The following is a 17,693-nucleotide window of genomic DNA, read 5'->3' on the forward strand; positions in this document are numbered from 1 at the left end:
ACACTAAGCTGGCAAAGCCGGAGCGCAACCGCTAACGGGGCCGCTGATTTTTCCTCCTGTCGCCGCCGGTCGCGGGAGGATGTGGAAAGGGCGTTCATGGGCTTTCGTTGCGGGATCGTCGGGCTGCCGAATGTCGGCAAGTCCACCTTGTTCAATGCGCTGACCGAAACGGCGGCGGCGCAGGCGGCCAATTATCCATTCTGCACGATCGAGCCCAATGTCGGCCGCGTCGCGGTTCCCGATCCGCGCCTGCGCCGGCTCGCCGAGGTCGCGAAGTCGGCGCAGGTGATCGAAACGCAGCTCGAGTTCGTCGACATCGCCGGGCTGGTGCGCGGCGCTTCGACCGGCGAGGGGCTCGGCAACCAGTTCCTCGGCAATATCCGCGAGGTCGACGCGATCGTCCATGTCCTGCGCTGTTTCGAGGGCGGCGACGTCACCCATGTCGAAGGCCGGGTCGATCCCGTCGCCGATGCCGAGACGGTCGAGACCGAGTTGATGCTCGCCGATCTCGAGAGCCTGGAAAAGCGCGTGCCCAATCTCGTCAAGAAGGCGCAGCAGGGGGACAAGGAGGCGAAGATCCAGGCCAGCGTCCTCGGCCAGGCGCTCGATCTGCTCCGCGATTCGAAGCCTGCGCGGCTCACCCAGCCCAAGGACCACGAGGAGAAACTGGCGCTGGATCGCGCCCAGCTGCTCACCGCCAAGCCGGTCCTCTACGTGTGCAATGTCGACGAAGGCGACGCCGCCACCGGCAACGCCCACAGCGCCCGGGTGTTCGAGAAGGCGGCTGAGGAAGGCGCGAAGGCAGTCATCATCTCGGCGGCGATCGAGGCGGAGATTGCGACCATGCCGACGGAGGATCGCGCCGAATTCCTCGCCGATCTGGGCCTTCAGGAGACCGGCCTCGCCCGCATCATCCGCGCCGGCTACGATCTCCTGCACCTCATCACCTTCTTCACCTGCGGCCCCAAGGAGGCGCGCGCCTGGACGGTTGAGAAAGGGGCGAAGGCGCCACAGGCCGCGGGCGTCATCCATTCGGACTTCGAACGCGGCTTCATCCGCGCCGAGACGATCGCCTATGACGATTATGTCGCGCTCGGCGGCGAGACCGGTGCGAAGGAAGCCGGCAAGATGCGCGCCGAGGGCAAGGACTATGTCGTCCAGGACGGCGACGTGATGCTGTTCCGATTCAACGTGTAGCGGCGGCCGGCGGCGGCGCGGCGGCGGCCTCGCCGTCCCCCTCTTCGACGACGACTCGGGGGTGCGGCGCGTCCGCCGCGCGCTGCGCCGGGCCCTGAAGCGCGGCCATGACCGCGTCGGACGTCACGTGATAGCCGACCAGCGACGCGGTGCCGCCGGCGACGCGGAAGGTGAAGTCCTCGCCGAGATTGCCGCGCATGAAGTGCGATACATAGCTCAGCGAGACTGTCGAACCGCCACCGCCATAATTGATCCGCCATCCGCGCGGCGTCGCATCTTCGTAAAGGCCGAGGCGGTTGTGGATGGCGCCGAGCAGCCGAAGGGCAGCGGCTTCCGTGCCAGCGGCCCGGAAATCGTCGCTGGCCGACGCATAGATTTCGTGGAACTGCCCGGCATCGAGGCGATGGTGAAATTCCGTCACCGCCCGTTCGGCAACCGCCCGATCCTGTCCGGCGGAGCATCCGGCAATCGCGAGCAGGACAAGCGGCTGGACGATGAGTGCCTTCATATCGCCCCCTTTCCCGCTCCCGAGCATAGAGCCGCCGGGCGGCGCGGCTCAACCGACCGGGGACATGCGTCCGGCCCGAAGGCCGCCGCGCGGGCTCCGGCCTATTTGCCGCCGGCCCCGTCGTCCCCCGCCCCCTTCCCGCCCTGGTCGGGCGCAGGCGCCGTGTTCGGATCTTCCGCCTGCGCCTGGCCGGCGCCGGCGCCGTCGGAGCTCACGCTGTAATTGACCAAAGCGGCGGCGCCGTCCGCGACGCGGTAGATGAAGTCCTCGCGCGCCTGGGCGGCGGCATATTGGGTCGTGTAGTGCAACGTCACCAGATGCCCGCTGCCCGTATAATTGACCTGCCAGCCCGACTGGTTGGCGGCGCGGACGTTGCCGAGCGCGTGGACGCGCTGGAGGAGGTCGGTGAACTGGGCCTCGCTGGTCGCCTGCCGGAAATCGGGCGCGGTCGCGGCGTAGATGTCGCTGTAGCGCGCCTGATCGAGCAATTGGTGGAACTGCGTCACGGCGGCTTCGGCCGCGGTCTTTTCGGCGCCGGCCGAGCAGCCGGCCAGCGCAAGCCCGCCAGCGGCGGCCAGGATCATGTTTCGAATCATCGCTCTTTCCCCTCCGTGCGGACGCACGCTAACAAACCTGCCAGGCTGAAAGAAGGAGCGCGAAGGCATGGGATCGGGCGACACCAAAGCGACACAGATGCCGTTTAGCGCGGCAAACATGACAGTCCGCACACGTTCCGGCCTCGCCATCCTCGCCGCCGCCCTCGCCGCCCTCCTGCCCGGATGCGCCGCCCAGCCATTGTCGCCGCCGGTCGCCGTGCAGGCTGCGCCCGCCGAGGCGCGCGAGCCGGTCACCATCCTCGTCTCGATCGACGGATTTCGCGCCGACTATCTCGACAGGGGCGAGACGCCGAACCTCTCCCGGCTCGCCGCCGAAGGCGCGCGCGCGGCGATGCGGCCGTCCTTCCCGAGCAAGACATTTCCCAACCATTATGCGCTGGTGACGGGCCTGCGCCCCGACCATAACGGCATCGTCGACAATACGATGGAGGATCCGCGCCGGCCCGGCATCACCTTCAAGATCAGCAACGATCAGGCGCTCGATCCCTTCTGGTGGGATGAGGCGGAGCCGATCTGGATCACCGCCGAACGCCAGCATGTACGCACCGCGACGATGTTCTGGCCCGGCGCGGAAGTCGCGCATGACGGGCTGCGTCCGTCCGACTGGCAGCATTTCGACATGAACGTGACCGGGCAGCAGCGGGTGCGCGGCGTGATCGATTGGCTGCGGCGGCCGGCGGCGATCCGGCCGCGCTTCCTCACCGTCTATTTCGACACGGTCGATACGGCCGGGCACCAATATGGGCCGGACGCGCCGGAAACCGATGCCGCCATCCGCGATGTCGATGCGCGGATCGGCGAACTCGTCCACGACCTTGCCGAGCTTCGCCAGCCGGCGAACCTGGTCGTCGTCGCGGATCACGGCATGGCCGCGACCAGCCCGGACCGGGTGGTCCGGCTCCCCGACCTCGTCGATCCGGACACCGTTCATCTCGTCACCGACGGGCCCTATGCCGGCATGGATGCGCTGCCCGGCCACGAGACCGAGGTGGCGGCGGCCCTGCTTCGCCCGCACGACCATGTCCAATGCTGGCGCAAGACGGACATCCCAACGCGCCTGCATTACGGGACGAATCCGCGCGTCCCGGATTTCTACTGCCTGGCCGAGACCGGCTGGCTGATCGTCAAGCCGGATGTCGAGATCCATCCCGGCGGGACCCACGGCTATGACAATGCCGCGCCGGAAATGCGGGCGCTGTTCGTTGCCGCCGGCCCCGCCTTCCGGGCCGGCGTCCGGCTCGAGGCGTTCGACAATGTCGATGTCTATCCGCTGCTCGCGGGCTTGATCGGGATCACGCCGCGCCCGTCGGACGGGACGATTTCGCCGCTGGAGCCCGCCTTGCGGACGCGCTGATCAGCCGTGTGGGCGTCGGCCGCGACGCGGCGGCGCGCTCCTGTTCCCGTCGCGATTGAAATCGTGCCAGTTGGAGCGTCCGGCCGTGTTTCGCGGGCCATGCCAGCTGCCGCGGCGGCCTTCCCAATGGCGACGCTGATCGTCGTTCCAACGGTGACGCCGCCGCTGCGCGTCGTAAACGTAGATTCCGGTCCCGGGATAATAATAGTCGCCGTACCAGCCCCAATAAGGATCGCCATAGGACGCCTCATAGGCGAAGCCGGGCCCGCCATAGCCGAACCCGCCGTCGCCGACGCAGCCGGAAAGTGCGGCCGCGGCAGCCGACATGGAAAGCGCGACGACAAGGCGGGGCGTAGGCATGATGAATCTCCTCGATGGCCGACCGGTGGGGGCCGATCGGGACTGGGGCGCAACGAGCGGCGTCGGCGGACGGTTCCGGATTTGACATCGTTGGCGCGACCGCCGATCCCGCGCTCCGCAACCGGCGGAGGCGCATATGATCTATTTCGAAGACCTTGAGGTTGGCGCACGGACCGAGTTCGGCAGCTACGAGGTGACTCGCGAGGAAGTCCTCGAATTCGCGCGCAAATATGATCCGCAGCCCTTCCATCTTTCCGATGAGGAGGCCGCCAAGACCCATTTCGGCCGCATCGCCGCCAGCGGCTGGCACAGCTGCGCGATGACGATGGCGGTGATCGCCCGCTATGTCGTCGGCCACGAGCAAGCGGGCCTCGGATCGCCCGGCATCGACGAATTGCGCTGGCTGAAGCCGGTCTATCCGGGCGACACGATCCACGTGTCCGGCACGATCGTCGACAAGACGCCGTCGCGCAGCCGGCCCGAGATCGGATCGTTCCGCACCGAAACGGTGGTGACAAACCAGGATGGCGTGCCCGTGATGCGCTTCACCTCGATCGTGCTCATCCGCCGACGGCCCGCCTGAGCGCCCGAAGCGGAGAGGAGACCTCGCCATGACGATCACCATCACCGCCTTCGAACGCTCGCCCGATGGGGGACAAGGCCTCGCGCGCGACACGCGGGTACGCTGGGCGCTCGAGGAGGTGGGGCAGCCTTACGAGGTCCGCCTGCTTTCCTTTGCCGCGATGAAGGAGCCCGCGCACCTGCCCGTCATCCGTTCGGCCAGATCCCGACCTATGAAGAGGGCGATCTCGTCCTGTTCGAAACGGGTGCGATCGTCCTCCACATCGCCGATCATCACGCGGGCCTGATGCCGGCGGATGCCGACGCACGAGCCCGCGCGATCGCCTGGATGTTCGCGGCGAGCAACACGGTGGAGCCGCCGATCCTCGACCTCGTGACGGCCCGGATATTCGAGGCCGACAAGCCCTGGAGCGAGGCGCGCCTGCCTTTGGTCAAGGATCGCGTCCGCGCCCGGCTCGACTCGCTCGCCGCGCGCCTCGGCGACGCCGACTGGCTCGATGGCGCCTTCAGTGCCGGCGATCTGATGATGGTGTCGGTGCTGCTCAGGCTGCGCCGGTCGGGGCTGCTTGACGAATATCCGGGGCTGGCAGCCTATGTGGCCCGCGGCGAGGCGCGGCCCGCCTACAAACGGGCCTTCGCCGCCCAGCTTGCCGTCAACGCCCCGAAGGCGGGCTGAGCGACATCGGCGCGGGCCGGCGGGCATCCGCCGCGACGGATGCCGGCCGGGCTGCCCGTTCGCCGCTTATTCGGTGACGCCCGCCTCGCGGCTCGCCTGCTGGCGCTTTTCCATATTCTCTGGATCGAGCGCGCCGGTCGCCCGCACCCGCCGATCGCCGCCATGCCAGATGTTCTGGTAGGAGAGATAGGCGAGGATCGTCGCGATCAGCAGGAAGACGAGCACCGGCAGGCCCACCGCATGGCGGGTGGTGAGGTTCGGCTCGGCCGCCCACATCAGGAACGCCGACACGTCCTGCGCCATCTGGTCCACCGTCGGGCGCGGATTGCCCGGCGCGTAGGTGACCTGCCCGTCCGCGGTCAGCGGCGGCGGCATCGCGATGTTGAGGTTCGGGAAATAGGGGTTGTAGTGCAGCCCCTGCGGCACCTCATAGCCAGCCGGCGGGTTCCGGAAGCCGGTCAGGATCGAATAGATATAGTGCGGCCCGCCCTCGCGCGCCTTCGCCATCAGCGACAGGTCCGGCGGCAGCGCATTGTTGTTCGCGGCGCGCGCCATCGTGTCGTTGGCATAGGGGCCCGGGATATGATCCGCCGGGATCGCCTTGCGCGTCGCGGCTTCGCCGGTGTCCGGATTGATCGACGGGACCTGATGGGGCCACTGATCGGCGATCGCGCGGACTTCGGCTTCGGAATAGCCGATGTCACGCAGGCTGCGGAACGCCACCTGGCCGAGGCCGTGGCAGGTCGAGCAGACCTCGCGATAGACCTGGAAGCCCCGCTGCAGCTGCTGCTCATCGAAGCGGCCCAGCGGGCCGTCGAACGAGAAGCGGACCTCCTCGCGCGGCGGCAGGTGGTACCGCGCCTCGGCCGTCTGCTCGGGCGGATTGGTGACATAGGTGTAGGCGCCGTGGCCGAACGCCCACAGGACGACGAAGGCGAAGACGAGCCCGACGAGGATGCCCAGACCGCGAACCATTTTGTCTTACGTCCCCCTTTAAGCCGTCGTCGTGACGCCGATCGGCGCAGCTTCCGCCTCTTCGCCATGCAGCACGCTTTCCGAGATCGAGTTCGGCAGCGGCAGCGTCTTCTCGAACATCGAGAGGAGCGGCAGGACGATGAGGAAATGGATGAAATAGTAAGCCGTCGCGATCTGCGAGATCATGACATAGGGCTCTTCGGCCGGCGATCCGCCGCAATAGCCGAGCACGAGCACGTCGGCGACGAGGATCCAGAAGAAGATCCGGAAGGTCGGCCTGTAGCTCCCCGAGCGCACCGGCGACTTGTCGAGCCAGGGCAGGAAGAAGAGCAGCAGGATCGAGCCGAACATCGCCAGCACGCCCCACAGCTTCGCTTCCAGGATGAAGTCCGACGTGAAGGCGCGAAGGATCGCGTAGAACGGCCAGAAATACCATTCGGGAACGATGTGCGCCGGCGTCGAAAGCGGGTTGGCCTCGACATAGTTGACCGGGTGCCCGAACGCATTCGGGGCGAAGAAGAGCAGCAGCGCGAAGACGATGAAGAAGATGCCGACCCCGAAGCCGTCCTTCGCCGTATAATAGGGATGGAACGGCAGGGTGTCCTGCGGGCTCTTCACGTCGACGCCGGTCGGGTTGCCCGATCCCGGGATGTGCAGCGCCCAGATGTGGAGGACGATGACCCCCGCGATCACGAACGGCAGCAGATAGTGGAGCGAGAAGAAGCGGGTCAGCGTCGGCTGGTCGGGCGCATAGCCGCCGAGCAGCCAATGCTGGATCGGATCGCCGACGAGGGGGATCGCGCCGAACAGGCCGGTGATCACCTTCGCACCCCAGAAGCTCATCTGCCCCCAGGGAAGGACATAGCCCATGAACGCGGTCGCCATCATCAAAAGGAAGATGACGAGGCCGAGCATCCACACCATCTCGCGCGGCGCCTTGTAGGAGCCGTAATAAAGGCCGCGGAAGATGTGGATATAGGTCACGATGAAGAACATCGAGGCGCCGTTGGCGTGGGCGTAGCGAAGGAACCAGCCCTGGTTCACATCGCGCATGATGTGCTCGACCGAATTGAACGCGGTCGCATCGCCGGCCTGGTAGTGCATCGCAAGGATGATGCCGGTGACGATCTGGAGCGTCAGCGCGAGCCCGGCGAGGACGCCGAAGTTCCAGAAATAATTGAGGTTGCGCGGCACCGGATAGCCGCCGCCGACCGCGCCATAAGCCAGCCGCGGCAGCGGCAGGCGCTGATCGAGCCAGCGCATGAACGGGTGCTTCGGCGTGTATTTCTCAGCCCAGGGAAAGCTCATCTTATTCTACCTCAGCCGATGCGAACCGTGGTGGGCGACGTGAAGGCATATTCCGGCACTTCGAGATTCTTCGGCGCCGGGCCCTGACGGATGCGCGCGGCGGTATCGTACATCGAGCCGTGGCAGGGGCAGAAATAGCCGCCGAACGGCCCGCGATTCTCGCCTTCGCCGGCGCCAAGCGGCACGCAGCCCAGATGGGTGCACACGCCCATGGTGATCAGCCAGTTTTCCTTGCCCGGCTTGGTCCGCTCCGCCAGCGTCTGCGGATCGCGCAGCGTCGAGACGTCGACCGCATTGGCCTCCTGGATCTCGCGCGGCGTCAGGTTGCGCAGGAACACGGGCTGCTTGCGCCAGATCGTCTTGATCGCCTGGCCCGGCTGGATGTGCGAAATATCGACGTCGATCTGCGCGAGCGCGAGCACGTCCGCCGACGGGTTCATCTGGTTGATCAGCGGATAGAGCAGCGCAACCGCGCCGGCCGCCGGAAAGGCGACCGCGCCGAGATTGAGAAAATCACGCCGGCGCATACCGTCTTCGCCATGCGCGTCCATATGCTCGCTATATTCGACCGCAGCCATATCGTCCTTGCCTCGTGCGGGCCGCCTGTGGGCCCGGACACCGCCCCCCATTGTGGCCGTACGGCCGTGGCGGTTCGCGGGCCTGATAGACGCAGGGTGCGGGCTTTGCCAACATCGAATTTGACCCGCCTGTGACGCGGCCGTCCATCTCCGCTAAGCCCGGCCCATGCGGCTCGCTCTCCATCAGCCCGACCAGGCCGGCAATGTCGGCACGATCATGCGGCTCGCCGCCTGCCTGGGCGTTCCGCTCGACGTGATCGAGCCGTGCGGCTTTCCCTGGGGCGATCGCGCGCTGAGGCGCGCCGGGATGGATTATGCCGAGATCGCCAACGTGACTCGCCATGCCGATTGGGCGCGATTCGATTCGGCGCTGACGGGACGGCTGGTGCTGTTCACGACGCAGGCCGCGGTGCGGCTGCCGGAGGCGCGCTTCGAGTCGAAAGACGTGCTGCTGTTCGGCTCCGAAAGCGCGGGCGTGCCGGAGGCGGTGCATGAGCGTGCGGACCTGCGCGTGAGGATCCCGCAGGTTCAGGGCACGCGGTCGTTGAACCTTGCGGTGGCGGCGGGGATCGGCATCGCCGAGGCGCTGCGCCAGGTGGGCGCGTTGCCCTAGCGCCCGTCGAGGCGGGCAGCGGCCGGCGCGGCCCGCAGCAGGGGCGCCGCAACCGGCCTGAGCATGGCACGGGCTTGCCAGCGGGCGCGCAGGAGGGCTAGCGCGCGGCCATGATCGAACTGGACCACCAGCAACAGGCGACGCGCGATTGGTTCGAATCGCTGCGGGACCGGATCTGCGCCGAATTCGAGGCGATCGAATCGGAAGCGGGAAGCGACGCGCGCTTCGCCTACCTGCCGTGGGACCGCGCCGATCCCGACGGATCGCCGGGCGGCGGCGGGGTCCGCGGCCTGATGAAGGGCAAGGTGTTCGAAAAGGTCGGGGTCAACGTCTCGACCGTCGCCGGGCGCTTTTCCGAGGAGTTCGCCAAGACGATCAACGGCGCCGCCGAGGATCCGCGCTTCTTCGCGACCGGGATCAGCCTGGTCGCCCACATGGCCAATCCGCATGTCCCCGCGGTCCACATGAACACGCGCTTCCTGTGCACCACGAAGCGCTGGTTCGGCGGCGGCGCGGACCTCAATCCGCCGATTCCCTATGAGGAGGACACCGCCGATTTCCACGCGCGGCTGCGCGCCGCCTGCGCCGCGCACGATCAGACCTATTACGGCCGCTTCTCGAAATGGGCGGAGGATTATTTCTACATCCCCCATCGCGGCGTGCATCGCGGCGTCGGCGGCATCTTCTACGATCATCTCGAGTGCATGGCGCCGGGCAAGGGCGCGAGCTTCGATGAGAATTTCGCCTTCACCCGCGACGTCGGCGAGGCATTCCTCGACATCTTCCCCAGGCTGGTGCGGCGACGGATGGCGACTCCCTTCGACGAGGCCGACCGGGCCCGCCAGCTCGAGTGGCGCGGCCGCTATGCCGAATTCAACCTGATCTACGACCGGGGCACGCTTTTCGGGCTCAAGACCGGCGGCAATGTCGACGCCATCCTGATGAGCCTCCCCCCGCTCGCCACCTGGTCATGAACGGCCAGCTCATCGACGTTCCCGCCGGCATGGTCGCCGCCGTCGTGACCTATCTCGAAATGACCGCCCGGCCCGATTTGACGCCGGTTCCGGACCGCGGCCTCCGCCTCGCCCGGTGGACGTTCGCCGATCCTGCGCGTTACCGGGCGCTGTTCGAGCGCGTGGGTTCGCGCTGGCTGTGGTTCTCGCGGCTGGCGATGGACGAAGCGGCGCTCCGCGCGGCGATGGCCGAAGTCCATTCGGTGATCGACGAATCGGGCGACGATGTCGGCCTGCTCGAGCTCGATTTCCGGACCAGGGGCGAATGCCTGATCCGCTTCCTCGGCCTCGCCCCCGAGCTCGCTGGCAAGGGCCATGGCAAGTGGCTGTTCGCCGAGACGCTGCGCCTGGCCTGGCGCGATGGGGTCAGCCGGGTCCGCGTGCACACGTGCAGCCTCGATCATCCAGCCGCCCTGCCCTCCTATCTGCGCGCCGGCTTCCGGCCCTATGCGCGCGCGTTCGAGAGCTTCCCCGACCCGCGCCTCGCCGGCCTGCTGCCGCGCGAGGCAGCGCCTCAAATCCCGATTCTCTAGGCCGCCAGCTGCGCGTAGACGCGTGCGATCAGCGTCGCGAGATAAGGCGAGGCGAGTGTCGTCACGCCCGCCCCCACAAGCGTGACGATGAAGGCGCCGATGCTGCCCGGCACCGGCGGCCCGACAAGCGCGATGACCGCGAGCCCGACCACGCTCTGGATCGCGATCAGCAGCGTCCCATAGGCAACGGTGACGAGCAGGACGAGCCCGATCAGCCTCAGCACATGGCCTTTCGTCAGTGTCCAGCTGCGGGCGATCAGGCGGAACGGGCCGCCTTCCTCGCCCGCCGCGAGCGGCGTGATGAGCAGGAGCCGCGCCCCGAAATAGGCGGCAAGTGGCAGCAGCGCGACCATGGCCAGGACCACCGCCTTGGTGAATGCCGCGTTGGGGGCGCCGGCCTTGGCCGCCTCGACCGCGCCCGGCACGGCCGACACCGCGACGGTGACGATCAGCATGAACAGGATGAAGCTTGCGATGCCGGCGATGAGCGCGACGCCAAGCAGCGCGGGCAGCCGCGCCGCCCCGTGGCGTAGCGCTTCTCCCACCGAGATTCCCGGCCGAAGCGCGAGGCTTGTGATCGCGACATTGCCGATCGCGCTCAGCAGCAACGCGACCGGGAACAGGACCAGCCAGGCGCCGCTCGCGGGCGGCTGACCCGCGGCACTCGCCGGCGTCAGCGCTTCGGTGACCGCGACCGGGAGGGCGATCAGCATGAACGAGACCGGGAACAGCAGCCGGCCCTCGCGGCGGACGAACGCGACCGACTCCTCCCAGGCCGCCGTGATCGACAGATTTGCCATTGCCTACGCTTTCCCTTCGCTTTGCCACGGCTTATGCGCGAGGGCGATGGACCGCGCAACGCACCCTCGACGCGCCTCCGTCCCGCGCGCGGATTCGCCGGTCGAATGGCGGGTCAGCGAAGGGACGGTGCCCTACCCCGAAGCGCTCGCCGAAATGGAGGCGCGCGCCGCCGCGATCCGTGACGGGACCGCGGGCGAGCTCGTCTGGCTGCTCCAGCACCCGCCGCTCTACACCGCCGGGACCAGTGCGGATCCGGCCGAATTGTTCAATCCGCAGGGCTTCCCGGTCTTCGATGCCGGCCGTGGCGGGCGCTACACCTATCACGGGCCTGGCCAGCGGATCGGCTATGTGATGCTCGATCTCGATCGGCGCGGGCGCGATCTCAGGCGATTCGTCCACGGCCTCGAAGGCTGGGTGATCGACGCCCTCGCCCGGATCGGCGTCACCGCGCGCCGGGCGCCCGGTCGGATCGGCATCTGGGTGGACCAGCATGGGACGGAAGCGAAGATCGGCGCGATCGGCGTGCGCGTGAAGCGCTGGGTGACGATGCACGGATTCGCGGTCAACGTCGCGCCCGAACTTTCGCACTTCTCAGGCATCGTGCCCTGCGGTATCGCGGAATTCCCGGTGACCAGTCTCGAAGCGATGGGCGTACGCGATGTCGGGGCCCGCTTCGATCTGGCGCTCCGTGACGGGCTCGATACCTTTCTGTCCTCGCTGGAGGGCGAGGCACGGGAGGGTTGAGGGCCGCTTCCTTTGCGTATAATGTGCACAACCGATTTGGGACAACGAGGGGGCCTACCCGACCAAATCATCAATCTAGGGAGACCTTTTAATGCGTGACATTCTCAAGAAAATCGCCACCGGTTCGATGATTGCCGGCGCGGCCCTGTTCGTTGCGGCTTGCGGCGGCAACAGCACCAACACCACCGCGAACACCGAGATGGGCAACGATTCCATGTACGACATGAACGCGACCGATACCGGCATGGACGCGAACATGACCGACGCCAACGCGATGACCGACGCCAATGCGATGACCGACGCGACGGCGACCGACGCCAACGCGACGGCGACCGACGCGAACGCTGCGGCCACCAACGGCCAGTAAGCCAGGCGTTCTACGCTATCGACGGAAGGCCGCCGGTTTCCGGCGGCCTTCTTTTTTTGCGCCTTCCGCCGGCTTGCGCCCGCGCCGCCGGGGAGGGATAAGGCGAGGCGTTTCAAGCCAAAGGGAGCTTTACCATGCGTTTCATTTCCACCCTGCGCGTCTCGATGGTCGCCGCTTCGGCGCTGTTCGTCGCGGCCTGCGGCGGTCATGGCGGCGAGGCCGCGAACAACACCGCCAGCGATCTCGACAGCAATTTGATGATCGACCAGGCCGGGAATGACTCGAGCGCGATGGAAAGCGTCGCCAATGCGCCGGCCCCGGCGCCGATCGTGAACGACACGACGATGTCCAACGAAGCAGCCACCGACACGGGCGCCGGCACCGCGGCCGGCGACACGGTCGACAGCAACGTCGCGGGGATGTGAGCGGCGACGGGCGGCCCGCCGCCGGCGCCGCAAGGCGTGGCGCATCCGCGCCGCGCCGCGAGCGCCGGTCGTGGTGACAGGGCCGCCCACCGTCCCTTAGGATGATCGTGGCGGAGGAGTGGATGACGAAAGCAAGGATCATCGCGACGGCGATGCTGGCGCTGGCCGCGGCCGCCCCGGGGGCGCCGGCCTCCGCGCAGCTTTTCCTCTACGATCCACAGATCCCCAGCGGCCCGATGACCCCCGATGATCCGCTGGTCGGCATCCCGCTGCCCGGCGCGACGCCGGCGGAGGCGCAGGCGGGCATGATCTGGAACCTGCGCTCCGGCCTCAACGTGGCCGCCCTGCAATGCCAGTTCTCGCCCTATCTGCGCGCGGTCGACAATTACAACGCGGTGCTCGGCCAGCATTCGGGCGAGCTCAACCGCGCCTATCAGACGCTCGAAGGCTATTTCCGTCGCACCGCCGGCGCCCAGGGGCCGCGCCGCTTCGACGATTATTCGACGCGCACCTATAACGGCTTTTCGACGCTGAATGCCCAGCTCGGCTTCTGCCAGGCGGCGGCGCGGATCGCCAAGGACGCGCTCACCCGCCGCCAGGGCGAATTCCACACGCTCGCGACCGAACGGCTGCGCGAGCTGCGCGGCAGCCTGACGCCGTTCTACGACAGTTACGCCTTCATGCGGATGCCGGTGCGCCTCGCCCCGATCCAGCTCGACCCGCCCGATTGCTCGCGACTGCGCGGCCGGGAGCGGCGCGAGTGCCAGCGCGGCGGCTGACGTTCAGGGAAGCCCGAGCAGCTTGTGGGTCTGCAGGCTGAGCGCCCAGCGCGGGTGTCTCATCACATAATCGATCGCTGCCGCGCGTGCGGCCACGGCGTCGGCGCAGTCCATCGGCTGGATCAGGAAATGATCGAAGTCCCAGCCGAGCAGCGCGGCCGGATCGATTCCCGTCTGCGGCCAGACGAGCTTGAGCTCATTGCCCCGGCGCTGGACGATCTCGGTTCCCGCCTTCGGGCTGACGCAGATCCAGTCGAGCCCCGCCGGCGCCGGGAGCGTCCCATTGGTCTCGATCGCGATCTCGAACCCGGCGGCGTGCAGCGCGTCGATGAGCGCGGCGTCGAGCTGGAGCGTCGGCTCGCCTCCGGTGATGACGACCAGCGGACGGTCTCCCTCTCCCCACAGCGCCGCCGCCCTGTCCGCCAGCGCGCCGGCCGCATAGCGGCCGCCATTCTCGCCATCCGTGCCGACGAAGTCGGTGTCGCAAAAGCGGCATTGCGCGGTCGGTCGATCGATCTCGCGCCCGCTCCACAAATTGCACCCGGCCATGCGCAGGAAGACCGCGCGTCGGCCCGCCTGCATCCCCTCCCCCTGGAGGGTCAGGAACATTTCCTTGACCGCGTAGGTCACGACCGCGCCGCGTAGACGGTCGGATCGGGCAGGCCCGCCTCAGCAAAGCCGCGGGCGCGCAGGCGGCACGAATCGCAGGCGCCGCAATGTTCGCCGGCCGGAGTCGGATCGTAGCAGGTCCAGCTCATCGCCGCGTCGAGCCCGAGTCGCGCGGCCTCGCGCGAAATGTCGGCCTTGGTCATCGCCATGAGCGGCGTGTGGACGGTGAAGCGATCGCCTTCCACTCCAGCCTTGGTGGCAAGGTTCGCCATGTCTTCGAACGCGCGAACGAATTCGGGCCGGCAATCGGGATAGCCCGAATAATCGAGCGCGTTGACGCCGATGAACAGGTCCCGCGCGCCGATCGCCTCCGCCCATCCGAGGCACAGAGAAAGGAAGATGGTGTTGCGCGCCGGAACATAGGTCACCGGTATGCCCTCGCCCACCCCGCCTTTCGGGACGGCGATGTCGGCGGTCAGCGCCGATCCGCCGAATCGCGTGAGATCGAGCGGCAGCACGACATGCCGTTCGGCGTCGAGATGCGCGGCGATCCGCGCCGCCGCCTGGAGTTCGACCCGATGCCGCTGGTTATAGTCTATGGTGAGCGCGGCCAACCGATAGCCGGCTTCGCGCGCGAGCCCCGCGACGACCATCGAATCCATGCCGCCCGAAAGCAGGACGACGCCAAGCGGTGCTTTGGATGCCTGAGCCATGCGCGCGCATATAGGCCGCGCGCCGGGAAAAAGAATGGGCCGCCCGTTTCGGAGCGGCCCAGTTCAGGCTTGAAGCCTGCTAGGGAGGAAAGCGTGCCAAATCCCGGCACGCCCTCCTTCTACCGGCGCGATGGTAAACAACGCGTTAATGCTGTTTTTTCAGGAACATGGACCCACTTTGCGACCCTGGACGTGGAGCGCGAAGGGGGCGCCGTTGAACAGGCCCTGGCTGTCGATCTGAACCAGTCGCGGCGTTTCGACCAGGATCGTGGTGCGGCCCGATCCCGATGCCGGACAGGAATAGCGAAGCGTCAGGCTGCGCGAATCGGCCGAGATCAGGCTGCGGGAGCAGTTCCGGCCGGCATGCTGGATCTGGACCAGCTGCGCCGGATCGCCCAGGCAGATCGACGAGATCAGCCGGTTGCCCTCGTCGCGCAGCTCCCACCGGCCAGGCTCGAGCGTGCCGAGCAGCGGCAGCGCTGCGGGCACGGCCTGCATCGCGGCGAGACCGAGAAAGATGGCGCCGAGCGCTGACACCCGGCCAGACAGGAACTTGCCCATGCGGTCACCACGTCGATGCGACCGAATCCCCCTCGGTCCAGAACGTGCAGTGTCGCCCGGAATTGGGGCCGAAAATCGACCGCCATGCGGCGGATCAGTCGGCAAGGTCGCCAATCGCAACCGGAAAGGCGCGCGAACAGAATTCGCAATCGACGGCGATCATCCCGTCGGCGTCAGCCATCGTGGCCCGCTCCTCGGCCGAAAAGCGCGACAGCACCGATCGGATATGCTCCGCATTGCAGCGACAGCCGCGGGACAGCCCGACCGCGCCGAGCACGCGCACCTCCTCTTCCTCGTGAAACAACCGCCACAACAGGGTCTCGAGCGGGAGCTCGGCATCGGTGAGCTCGCCGTCGCGGACCGTTTCCGCGAGGATGCGGACATGATCCCATTCGGGATGATCGAGGCGGGTGTGGAGCCGGTCGCGCCCCTCCTCGCCTTCCGGAAGATGCTGGACGAGCAGGCCGCCGGCGACATGGCCGCTATCGTCGACCGCGAGCCTGACGAAGCTCGGAATCTGCTCAGACTGGGCGAAATAATGCTGCGCCGCCTCGGCGAGGCTTCCGCCCTCCAGCGGAACGATCCCCTGGTAGCGCTCGCCCGTCGCCGCCTGATCGAAGGTGATGGCGAGATAGCCCTTGCCGAACAGGTCCGCGAGGGTCGGCCGCGGCGCCGCGGCGAGGCGATCGGCGTCGAAGCGCACATAGCCGCGCAGCTCGCCGCCCTTATAATCGCACACCAGCAGATCGACGATCCCCGCCTCGGTCTGCGCCTGGAGGGTCAGCTGGCCGTCGGCATCCTTGAGCATCGCGCCCAGAAGCCCGGCGAGCACCAGCGCCTCCCCGAGGAGCCGAGCGATCGGCGCGGGATAGGCGTGGGCGGACAGGATCTCCCCAAGCACCGGCCCGAGCCGGACGAGCCGCCCGCGCGCGTGACGCCCCGGCAGGGTGAAACCGACCGCGACATCGATCGCCGCGGGGCGAAGTTCGGAAATTGTAGCCATGGGGGACATGTGGCGACGAAGAGCGCGCCGTCAATAGGCCGCGCCCGTCCCCGCGCGCGTCCCCCTCGATCGTCATGGACGAGCGGGGCTATCGGCACTCAGGCCGCCGGCACCTCATATTGCGCCGCGGCCTTCGAAAGCCGCTCGACGAATTCGGTGATATGGGCGTCCTCGATGATCAGCGGCGGCAGCACGCGCACCACATTGTCGCCGGCGGCGACCGTCAGCAGGCCATGTTCGCGCAGATAGGTGACGAAGGCGCGGCTGTCGGTCTTCATCTTGACGCCGAGCATCAGGCCGAGCCCGCGTACGCCTTCGAACAGGTGATCGTGATTGGGGATCATCTGCTCGAGCGCGCCCTTGAGCCGCTCGCCCATGCGCGTGACATGGTCGAGGAATTCGTCATTGGCGACGACATCGAGCACGGCCTCGCCCGCCGCGCAGGCGAGCGGGTTGCCGCCATAGGTCGATCCGTGCGTGCCGATCGTCATGCCGGCCGCCGCCTTTTCGGTCGCGAGGCAGGCGCCCATCGGGAAGCCGCCGCCGATGCCCTTGGCCGCGGCCATGATGTCCGGCGTGATCCCGTAATGTTCATGGGCGAAGAGCTTGCCGGTGCGCGCATAGCCGCACTGGACCTCGTCGAGGACGAGCATCAGGTCGTTCTCGTCGGCGAGCTGGCGCAGGCCACGCAGGAATTCCTGGCTCGCCGGGCGGATGCCGCCTTCGCCCTGGACCGGCTCGACCAGGAACCCGGCCGTATGCTCGTTCATCGCGGCCTTCGCGGCCTCGAGATTGTCGAACTCGACGACGTGGAAGCCGGGCAGCAGCGGTGCGAAGCCGTCGCGCAGCTTCTCCTGGTTGGTCGCGCTGATCGTGCCCAGCGTGCGGCCGTGGAAGGCGCTGCTGAACGTGATCAGCTCATGCTTTTCCGGGCGCCCGTGATGATGGTGGTAACGCCGCGCGGTCTTGATCGCGCATTCCACCGCCTCGGCGCCGGAATTGGTGAGGAAGACGGTGTCGGCGAAGGTCAGCTTGGTGAGCCGGGTCGCGAAGGATTCGCCCTGCGGGCTGCCATAGAGGTTGGAGACGTGGATCAGCGTCTCCGCCTGCTTCTGGATCGCCTTGGTAAGCACCGGATGGCCGTGGCCGAGCAGGTTGACGGCGATGCCGCTGGCGAAATCGAGATATTTCTCGCCGCCCTCGCCATAGAGATACACCCCCTCGCCTCGCACCGGCCGCACCGGCGAGCGCGGATAGACGGGCATGAGCGGGGTGATGGTCATCGAAGCTCTCCAGGCGAGGTGTCCAAGGGAAAAAGGCGGCCTGTAACAGGCCGCCTTCTCAACTCTCGCTATAGAGATTTCGGGGGCGCCGCGT

At 67.6% G+C, this 17,693-nt stretch carries 24 protein-coding genes; 12 read left to right on the top strand and 12 right to left on the bottom strand.

Annotated elements, in window-relative coordinates; translation table 11 throughout:
* The first annotated feature begins 96 nt into the window (after positions 1 to 96).
* Entirely contained in the window at positions 97 to 1,197 is a 1,101-nt protein-coding gene (gene ychF, locus FRZ32_RS00415) for a redox-regulated ATPase YchF (RefSeq protein ID WP_147041635.1), read from the top strand.
* Here the strand turns inward: ychF and FRZ32_RS00420 are convergent.
* Complete coding sequence (locus FRZ32_RS00420) at positions 1,187 to 1,705, bottom strand: hypothetical protein (protein ID WP_147041636.1); 519 nt, start codon at positions 1,703 to 1,705, stop codon at positions 1,187 to 1,189. The genes ychF and FRZ32_RS00420 overlap by 11 nt on opposite strands.
* A 101-nt stretch (positions 1,706 to 1,806) precedes the next feature.
* Positions 1,807 to 2,301: a DUF4019 domain-containing protein gene (locus tag FRZ32_RS00425; protein ID WP_158635774.1), complete on the bottom strand. Its 495-nt coding sequence runs from the start codon at positions 2,299 to 2,301 to the stop codon at positions 1,807 to 1,809.
* 118 nt (positions 2,302 to 2,419) lie between these two features.
* Here FRZ32_RS00425 and FRZ32_RS00430 point away from each other — a divergent pair, with 118 nt between their 5' ends.
* Positions 2,420 to 3,676, top strand: coding sequence for an alkaline phosphatase family protein (locus FRZ32_RS00430; protein WP_147041638.1), 1,257 nt, complete (start codon positions 2,420 to 2,422; stop codon positions 3,674 to 3,676).
* Here the strand turns inward: FRZ32_RS00430 and FRZ32_RS00435 are convergent, their stop codons facing one another.
* Positions 3,677 to 4,036 (bottom strand): hypothetical protein, encoded by a 360-nt coding sequence (locus FRZ32_RS00435; protein ID WP_147041639.1) that lies wholly within the window; start codon positions 4,034 to 4,036, stop codon positions 3,677 to 3,679.
* A 136-nt stretch (positions 4,037 to 4,172) separates the two neighbouring features.
* Between FRZ32_RS00435 and FRZ32_RS00440 the strand changes: the two genes are divergently transcribed.
* Genes FRZ32_RS00440 through FRZ32_RS15490 form a run of 3 tightly spaced genes read left to right on the top strand, consistent with a single transcriptional unit; the run spans position 4,173 to position 5,294 of the window.
* Positions 4,173 to 4,619 (top strand): MaoC family dehydratase, encoded by a 447-nt coding sequence (locus FRZ32_RS00440; protein ID WP_147041640.1) that lies wholly within the window; start codon positions 4,173 to 4,175, stop codon positions 4,617 to 4,619.
* A 28-nt stretch (positions 4,620 to 4,647) separates the two neighbouring features.
* Positions 4,648 to 4,905: a thioredoxin domain-containing protein gene (locus tag FRZ32_RS15485; protein WP_243445147.1), complete on the top strand. Its 258-nt coding sequence runs from the start codon at positions 4,648 to 4,650 to the stop codon at positions 4,903 to 4,905.
* The gene (locus FRZ32_RS15490; RefSeq protein ID WP_243445148.1) at positions 4,905 to 5,294 is read left to right on the top strand and encodes a glutathione S-transferase C-terminal domain-containing protein; all 390 of its coding nucleotides are present in this window, start codon (positions 4,905 to 4,907) and stop codon (positions 5,292 to 5,294) included. Before FRZ32_RS15485 ends, FRZ32_RS15490 begins: the two co-directional genes overlap by 1 nt.
* A 66-nt stretch (positions 5,295 to 5,360) precedes the next feature.
* Here the strand turns inward: FRZ32_RS15490 and FRZ32_RS00450 are convergent, their stop codons facing one another.
* Genes FRZ32_RS00450 through petA form a run of 3 tightly spaced genes read right to left on the bottom strand, consistent with a single transcriptional unit; the run spans position 5,361 to position 8,155 of the window.
* Positions 5,361 to 6,269, bottom strand: a complete 909-nt coding sequence (locus FRZ32_RS00450; RefSeq protein ID WP_147041641.1) for a cytochrome c1 — start codon at positions 6,267 to 6,269, stop codon at positions 5,361 to 5,363.
* An 18-nt stretch (positions 6,270 to 6,287) separates the two neighbouring features.
* Positions 6,288 to 7,577 (bottom strand): cytochrome b, encoded by a 1,290-nt coding sequence (locus FRZ32_RS00455; protein WP_147041642.1) that lies wholly within the window; start codon positions 7,575 to 7,577, stop codon positions 6,288 to 6,290.
* 11 nt (positions 7,578 to 7,588) lie between these two features.
* The gene (gene petA / locus FRZ32_RS00460) at positions 7,589 to 8,155 is read right to left on the bottom strand and encodes a ubiquinol-cytochrome c reductase iron-sulfur subunit (RefSeq protein WP_147041643.1); all 567 of its coding nucleotides are present in this window, start codon (positions 8,153 to 8,155) and stop codon (positions 7,589 to 7,591) included.
* Positions 8,156 to 8,321: 166 nt separating this feature from the next.
* Here petA and FRZ32_RS00465 point away from each other — a divergent pair, with 166 nt between their 5' ends.
* From FRZ32_RS00465 to FRZ32_RS00475, 3 genes are all read left to right on the top strand, one after another.
* Complete coding sequence (locus tag FRZ32_RS00465) at positions 8,322 to 8,768, top strand: tRNA (cytidine(34)-2'-O)-methyltransferase (protein WP_147041644.1); 447 nt, start codon at positions 8,322 to 8,324, stop codon at positions 8,766 to 8,768.
* A 110-nt stretch (positions 8,769 to 8,878) separates the two neighbouring features.
* A complete protein-coding gene (hemF, locus tag FRZ32_RS00470; RefSeq protein WP_147041645.1) occupies positions 8,879 to 9,742 on the top strand; it encodes an oxygen-dependent coproporphyrinogen oxidase in 864 nt (287 codons plus the stop codon).
* The gene (locus FRZ32_RS00475) at positions 9,739 to 10,314 is read left to right on the top strand and encodes a GNAT family N-acetyltransferase (protein ID WP_147041646.1); all 576 of its coding nucleotides are present in this window, start codon (positions 9,739 to 9,741) and stop codon (positions 10,312 to 10,314) included. Before hemF ends, FRZ32_RS00475 begins: the two co-directional genes overlap by 4 nt.
* On the opposite strand, the gene FRZ32_RS00480 is transcribed toward FRZ32_RS00475, so the two are convergent.
* Complete coding sequence (locus tag FRZ32_RS00480) at positions 10,311 to 11,114, bottom strand: glycerophosphoryl diester phosphodiesterase membrane domain-containing protein (protein WP_147041647.1); 804 nt, start codon at positions 11,112 to 11,114, stop codon at positions 10,311 to 10,313. The genes FRZ32_RS00475 and FRZ32_RS00480 overlap by 4 nt on opposite strands.
* A gap of 46 nt (positions 11,115 to 11,160) precedes the next feature.
* On the opposite strand from FRZ32_RS00480, the gene lipB reads away from it, so the two are divergent.
* The 4 genes from lipB (at position 11,161) to FRZ32_RS00500 (ending at position 13,430) form a co-directional block, all read left to right on the top strand.
* Positions 11,161 to 11,859, top strand: coding sequence for a lipoyl(octanoyl) transferase LipB (lipB, locus tag FRZ32_RS00485; protein ID WP_147041648.1), 699 nt, complete (start codon positions 11,161 to 11,163; stop codon positions 11,857 to 11,859).
* 91 nt (positions 11,860 to 11,950) lie between these two features.
* Entirely contained in the window at positions 11,951 to 12,226 is a 276-nt protein-coding gene (locus FRZ32_RS00490; RefSeq protein WP_147041649.1) for a hypothetical protein, read from the top strand.
* Positions 12,227 to 12,360: 134 nt separating this feature from the next.
* On the top strand, positions 12,361 to 12,651 hold the full coding sequence (locus FRZ32_RS00495; protein WP_147041650.1) for a hypothetical protein: 291 nt from the start codon (positions 12,361 to 12,363) through the stop codon (positions 12,649 to 12,651).
* Positions 12,652 to 12,773: 122 nt separating this feature from the next.
* A complete protein-coding gene (locus FRZ32_RS00500) occupies positions 12,774 to 13,430 on the top strand; it encodes a hypothetical protein (protein ID WP_147041651.1) in 657 nt (218 codons plus the stop codon).
* A gap of 3 nt (positions 13,431 to 13,433) precedes the next feature.
* Here the strand turns inward: FRZ32_RS00500 and queE are convergent, their stop codons facing one another.
* The 5 genes from queE to FRZ32_RS00525 all read right to left on the bottom strand — a co-directional run bounded on the left by queE (position 13,434) and on the right by FRZ32_RS00525 (position 17,599).
* The gene (gene queE / locus FRZ32_RS00505; protein ID WP_147041652.1) at positions 13,434 to 14,060 is read right to left on the bottom strand and encodes a 7-carboxy-7-deazaguanine synthase; all 627 of its coding nucleotides are present in this window, start codon (positions 14,058 to 14,060) and stop codon (positions 13,434 to 13,436) included.
* On the bottom strand, positions 14,057 to 14,752 hold the full coding sequence (gene queC / locus FRZ32_RS00510) for a 7-cyano-7-deazaguanine synthase QueC (protein ID WP_147041653.1): 696 nt from the start codon (positions 14,750 to 14,752) through the stop codon (positions 14,057 to 14,059). Before queC ends, queE begins: the two co-directional genes overlap by 4 nt.
* 159 nt (positions 14,753 to 14,911) lie before the next feature.
* Positions 14,912 to 15,313, bottom strand: coding sequence for a DUF3617 domain-containing protein (locus FRZ32_RS00515; RefSeq protein WP_147041654.1), 402 nt, complete (start codon positions 15,311 to 15,313; stop codon positions 14,912 to 14,914).
* Positions 15,314 to 15,407: 94 nt separating this feature from the next.
* A complete protein-coding gene (gene hslO, locus FRZ32_RS00520) occupies positions 15,408 to 16,325 on the bottom strand; it encodes an Hsp33 family molecular chaperone HslO (protein ID WP_147041655.1) in 918 nt (305 codons plus the stop codon).
* A gap of 89 nt (positions 16,326 to 16,414) precedes the next feature.
* A complete protein-coding gene (locus FRZ32_RS00525) occupies positions 16,415 to 17,599 on the bottom strand; it encodes an aspartate aminotransferase family protein (protein ID WP_147041656.1) in 1,185 nt (394 codons plus the stop codon).
* Between the last annotated feature and the right edge of the window lie 94 nt (positions 17,600 to 17,693).

Origin of the sequence: Sphingosinicella ginsenosidimutans (assembly GCF_007995055.1) — a bacterium.
Lineage (GTDB): Bacteria > Pseudomonadota > Alphaproteobacteria > Sphingomonadales > Sphingomonadaceae > Allosphingosinicella > Allosphingosinicella ginsenosidimutans.

Excerpts from the sequence above, each read along its gene's own strand:
- queC (WP_147041653.1), bottom strand. The coding sequence starts at position 14,752 with ATGGCTCAGGCATCCAAAGCACCGCTTGGCGTCGTCCTGCTTTCGGGC.
- petA (WP_147041643.1), bottom strand. The coding sequence starts at position 8,155 with ATGGCTGCGGTCGAATATAGCGAGCATATGGACGCGCATGGCGAAGAC.
- FRZ32_RS00515 (WP_147041654.1), bottom strand. The coding sequence starts at position 15,313 with ATGGGCAAGTTCCTGTCTGGCCGGGTGTCAGCGCTCGGCGCCATCTTT.
- FRZ32_RS00440 (WP_147041640.1), top strand. The coding sequence starts at position 4,173 with ATGATCTATTTCGAAGACCTTGAGGTTGGCGCACGGACCGAGTTCGGC.
- FRZ32_RS00500 (WP_147041651.1), top strand. The coding sequence starts at position 12,774 with ATGACGAAAGCAAGGATCATCGCGACGGCGATGCTGGCGCTGGCCGCG.
- hemF (WP_147041645.1), top strand. The coding sequence starts at position 8,879 with ATGATCGAACTGGACCACCAGCAACAGGCGACGCGCGATTGGTTCGAA.
- FRZ32_RS00475 (WP_147041646.1), top strand. The coding sequence starts at position 9,739 with ATGAACGGCCAGCTCATCGACGTTCCCGCCGGCATGGTCGCCGCCGTC.
- FRZ32_RS00525 (WP_147041656.1), bottom strand. The coding sequence starts at position 17,599 with ATGACCATCACCCCGCTCATGCCCGTCTATCCGCGCTCGCCGGTGCGG.
- lipB (WP_147041648.1), top strand. The coding sequence starts at position 11,161 with ATGGACCGCGCAACGCACCCTCGACGCGCCTCCGTCCCGCGCGCGGAT.
- FRZ32_RS00435 (WP_147041639.1), bottom strand. The coding sequence starts at position 4,036 with ATGCCTACGCCCCGCCTTGTCGTCGCGCTTTCCATGTCGGCTGCCGCG.
- FRZ32_RS00425 (WP_158635774.1), bottom strand. The coding sequence starts at position 2,301 with ATGATTCGAAACATGATCCTGGCCGCCGCTGGCGGGCTTGCGCTGGCC.
- hslO (WP_147041655.1), bottom strand. The coding sequence starts at position 16,325 with ATGTCCCCCATGGCTACAATTTCCGAACTTCGCCCCGCGGCGATCGAT.
- FRZ32_RS00430 (WP_147041638.1), top strand. The coding sequence starts at position 2,420 with ATGACAGTCCGCACACGTTCCGGCCTCGCCATCCTCGCCGCCGCCCTC.
- FRZ32_RS00490 (WP_147041649.1), top strand. The coding sequence starts at position 11,951 with ATGCGTGACATTCTCAAGAAAATCGCCACCGGTTCGATGATTGCCGGC.
- FRZ32_RS00480 (WP_147041647.1), bottom strand. The coding sequence starts at position 11,114 with ATGGCAAATCTGTCGATCACGGCGGCCTGGGAGGAGTCGGTCGCGTTC.
- FRZ32_RS00450 (WP_147041641.1), bottom strand. The coding sequence starts at position 6,269 with ATGGTTCGCGGTCTGGGCATCCTCGTCGGGCTCGTCTTCGCCTTCGTC.
- FRZ32_RS15490 (WP_243445148.1), top strand. The coding sequence starts at position 4,905 with ATGCCGGCGGATGCCGACGCACGAGCCCGCGCGATCGCCTGGATGTTC.
- FRZ32_RS00455 (WP_147041642.1), bottom strand. The coding sequence starts at position 7,577 with ATGAGCTTTCCCTGGGCTGAGAAATACACGCCGAAGCACCCGTTCATG.
- FRZ32_RS00465 (WP_147041644.1), top strand. The coding sequence starts at position 8,322 with ATGCGGCTCGCTCTCCATCAGCCCGACCAGGCCGGCAATGTCGGCACG.
- FRZ32_RS00420 (WP_147041636.1), bottom strand. The coding sequence starts at position 1,705 with ATGAAGGCACTCATCGTCCAGCCGCTTGTCCTGCTCGCGATTGCCGGA.
- ychF (WP_147041635.1), top strand. The coding sequence starts at position 97 with ATGGGCTTTCGTTGCGGGATCGTCGGGCTGCCGAATGTCGGCAAGTCC.
- FRZ32_RS15485 (WP_243445147.1), top strand. The coding sequence starts at position 4,648 with ATGACGATCACCATCACCGCCTTCGAACGCTCGCCCGATGGGGGACAA.
- FRZ32_RS00495 (WP_147041650.1), top strand. The coding sequence starts at position 12,361 with ATGCGTTTCATTTCCACCCTGCGCGTCTCGATGGTCGCCGCTTCGGCG.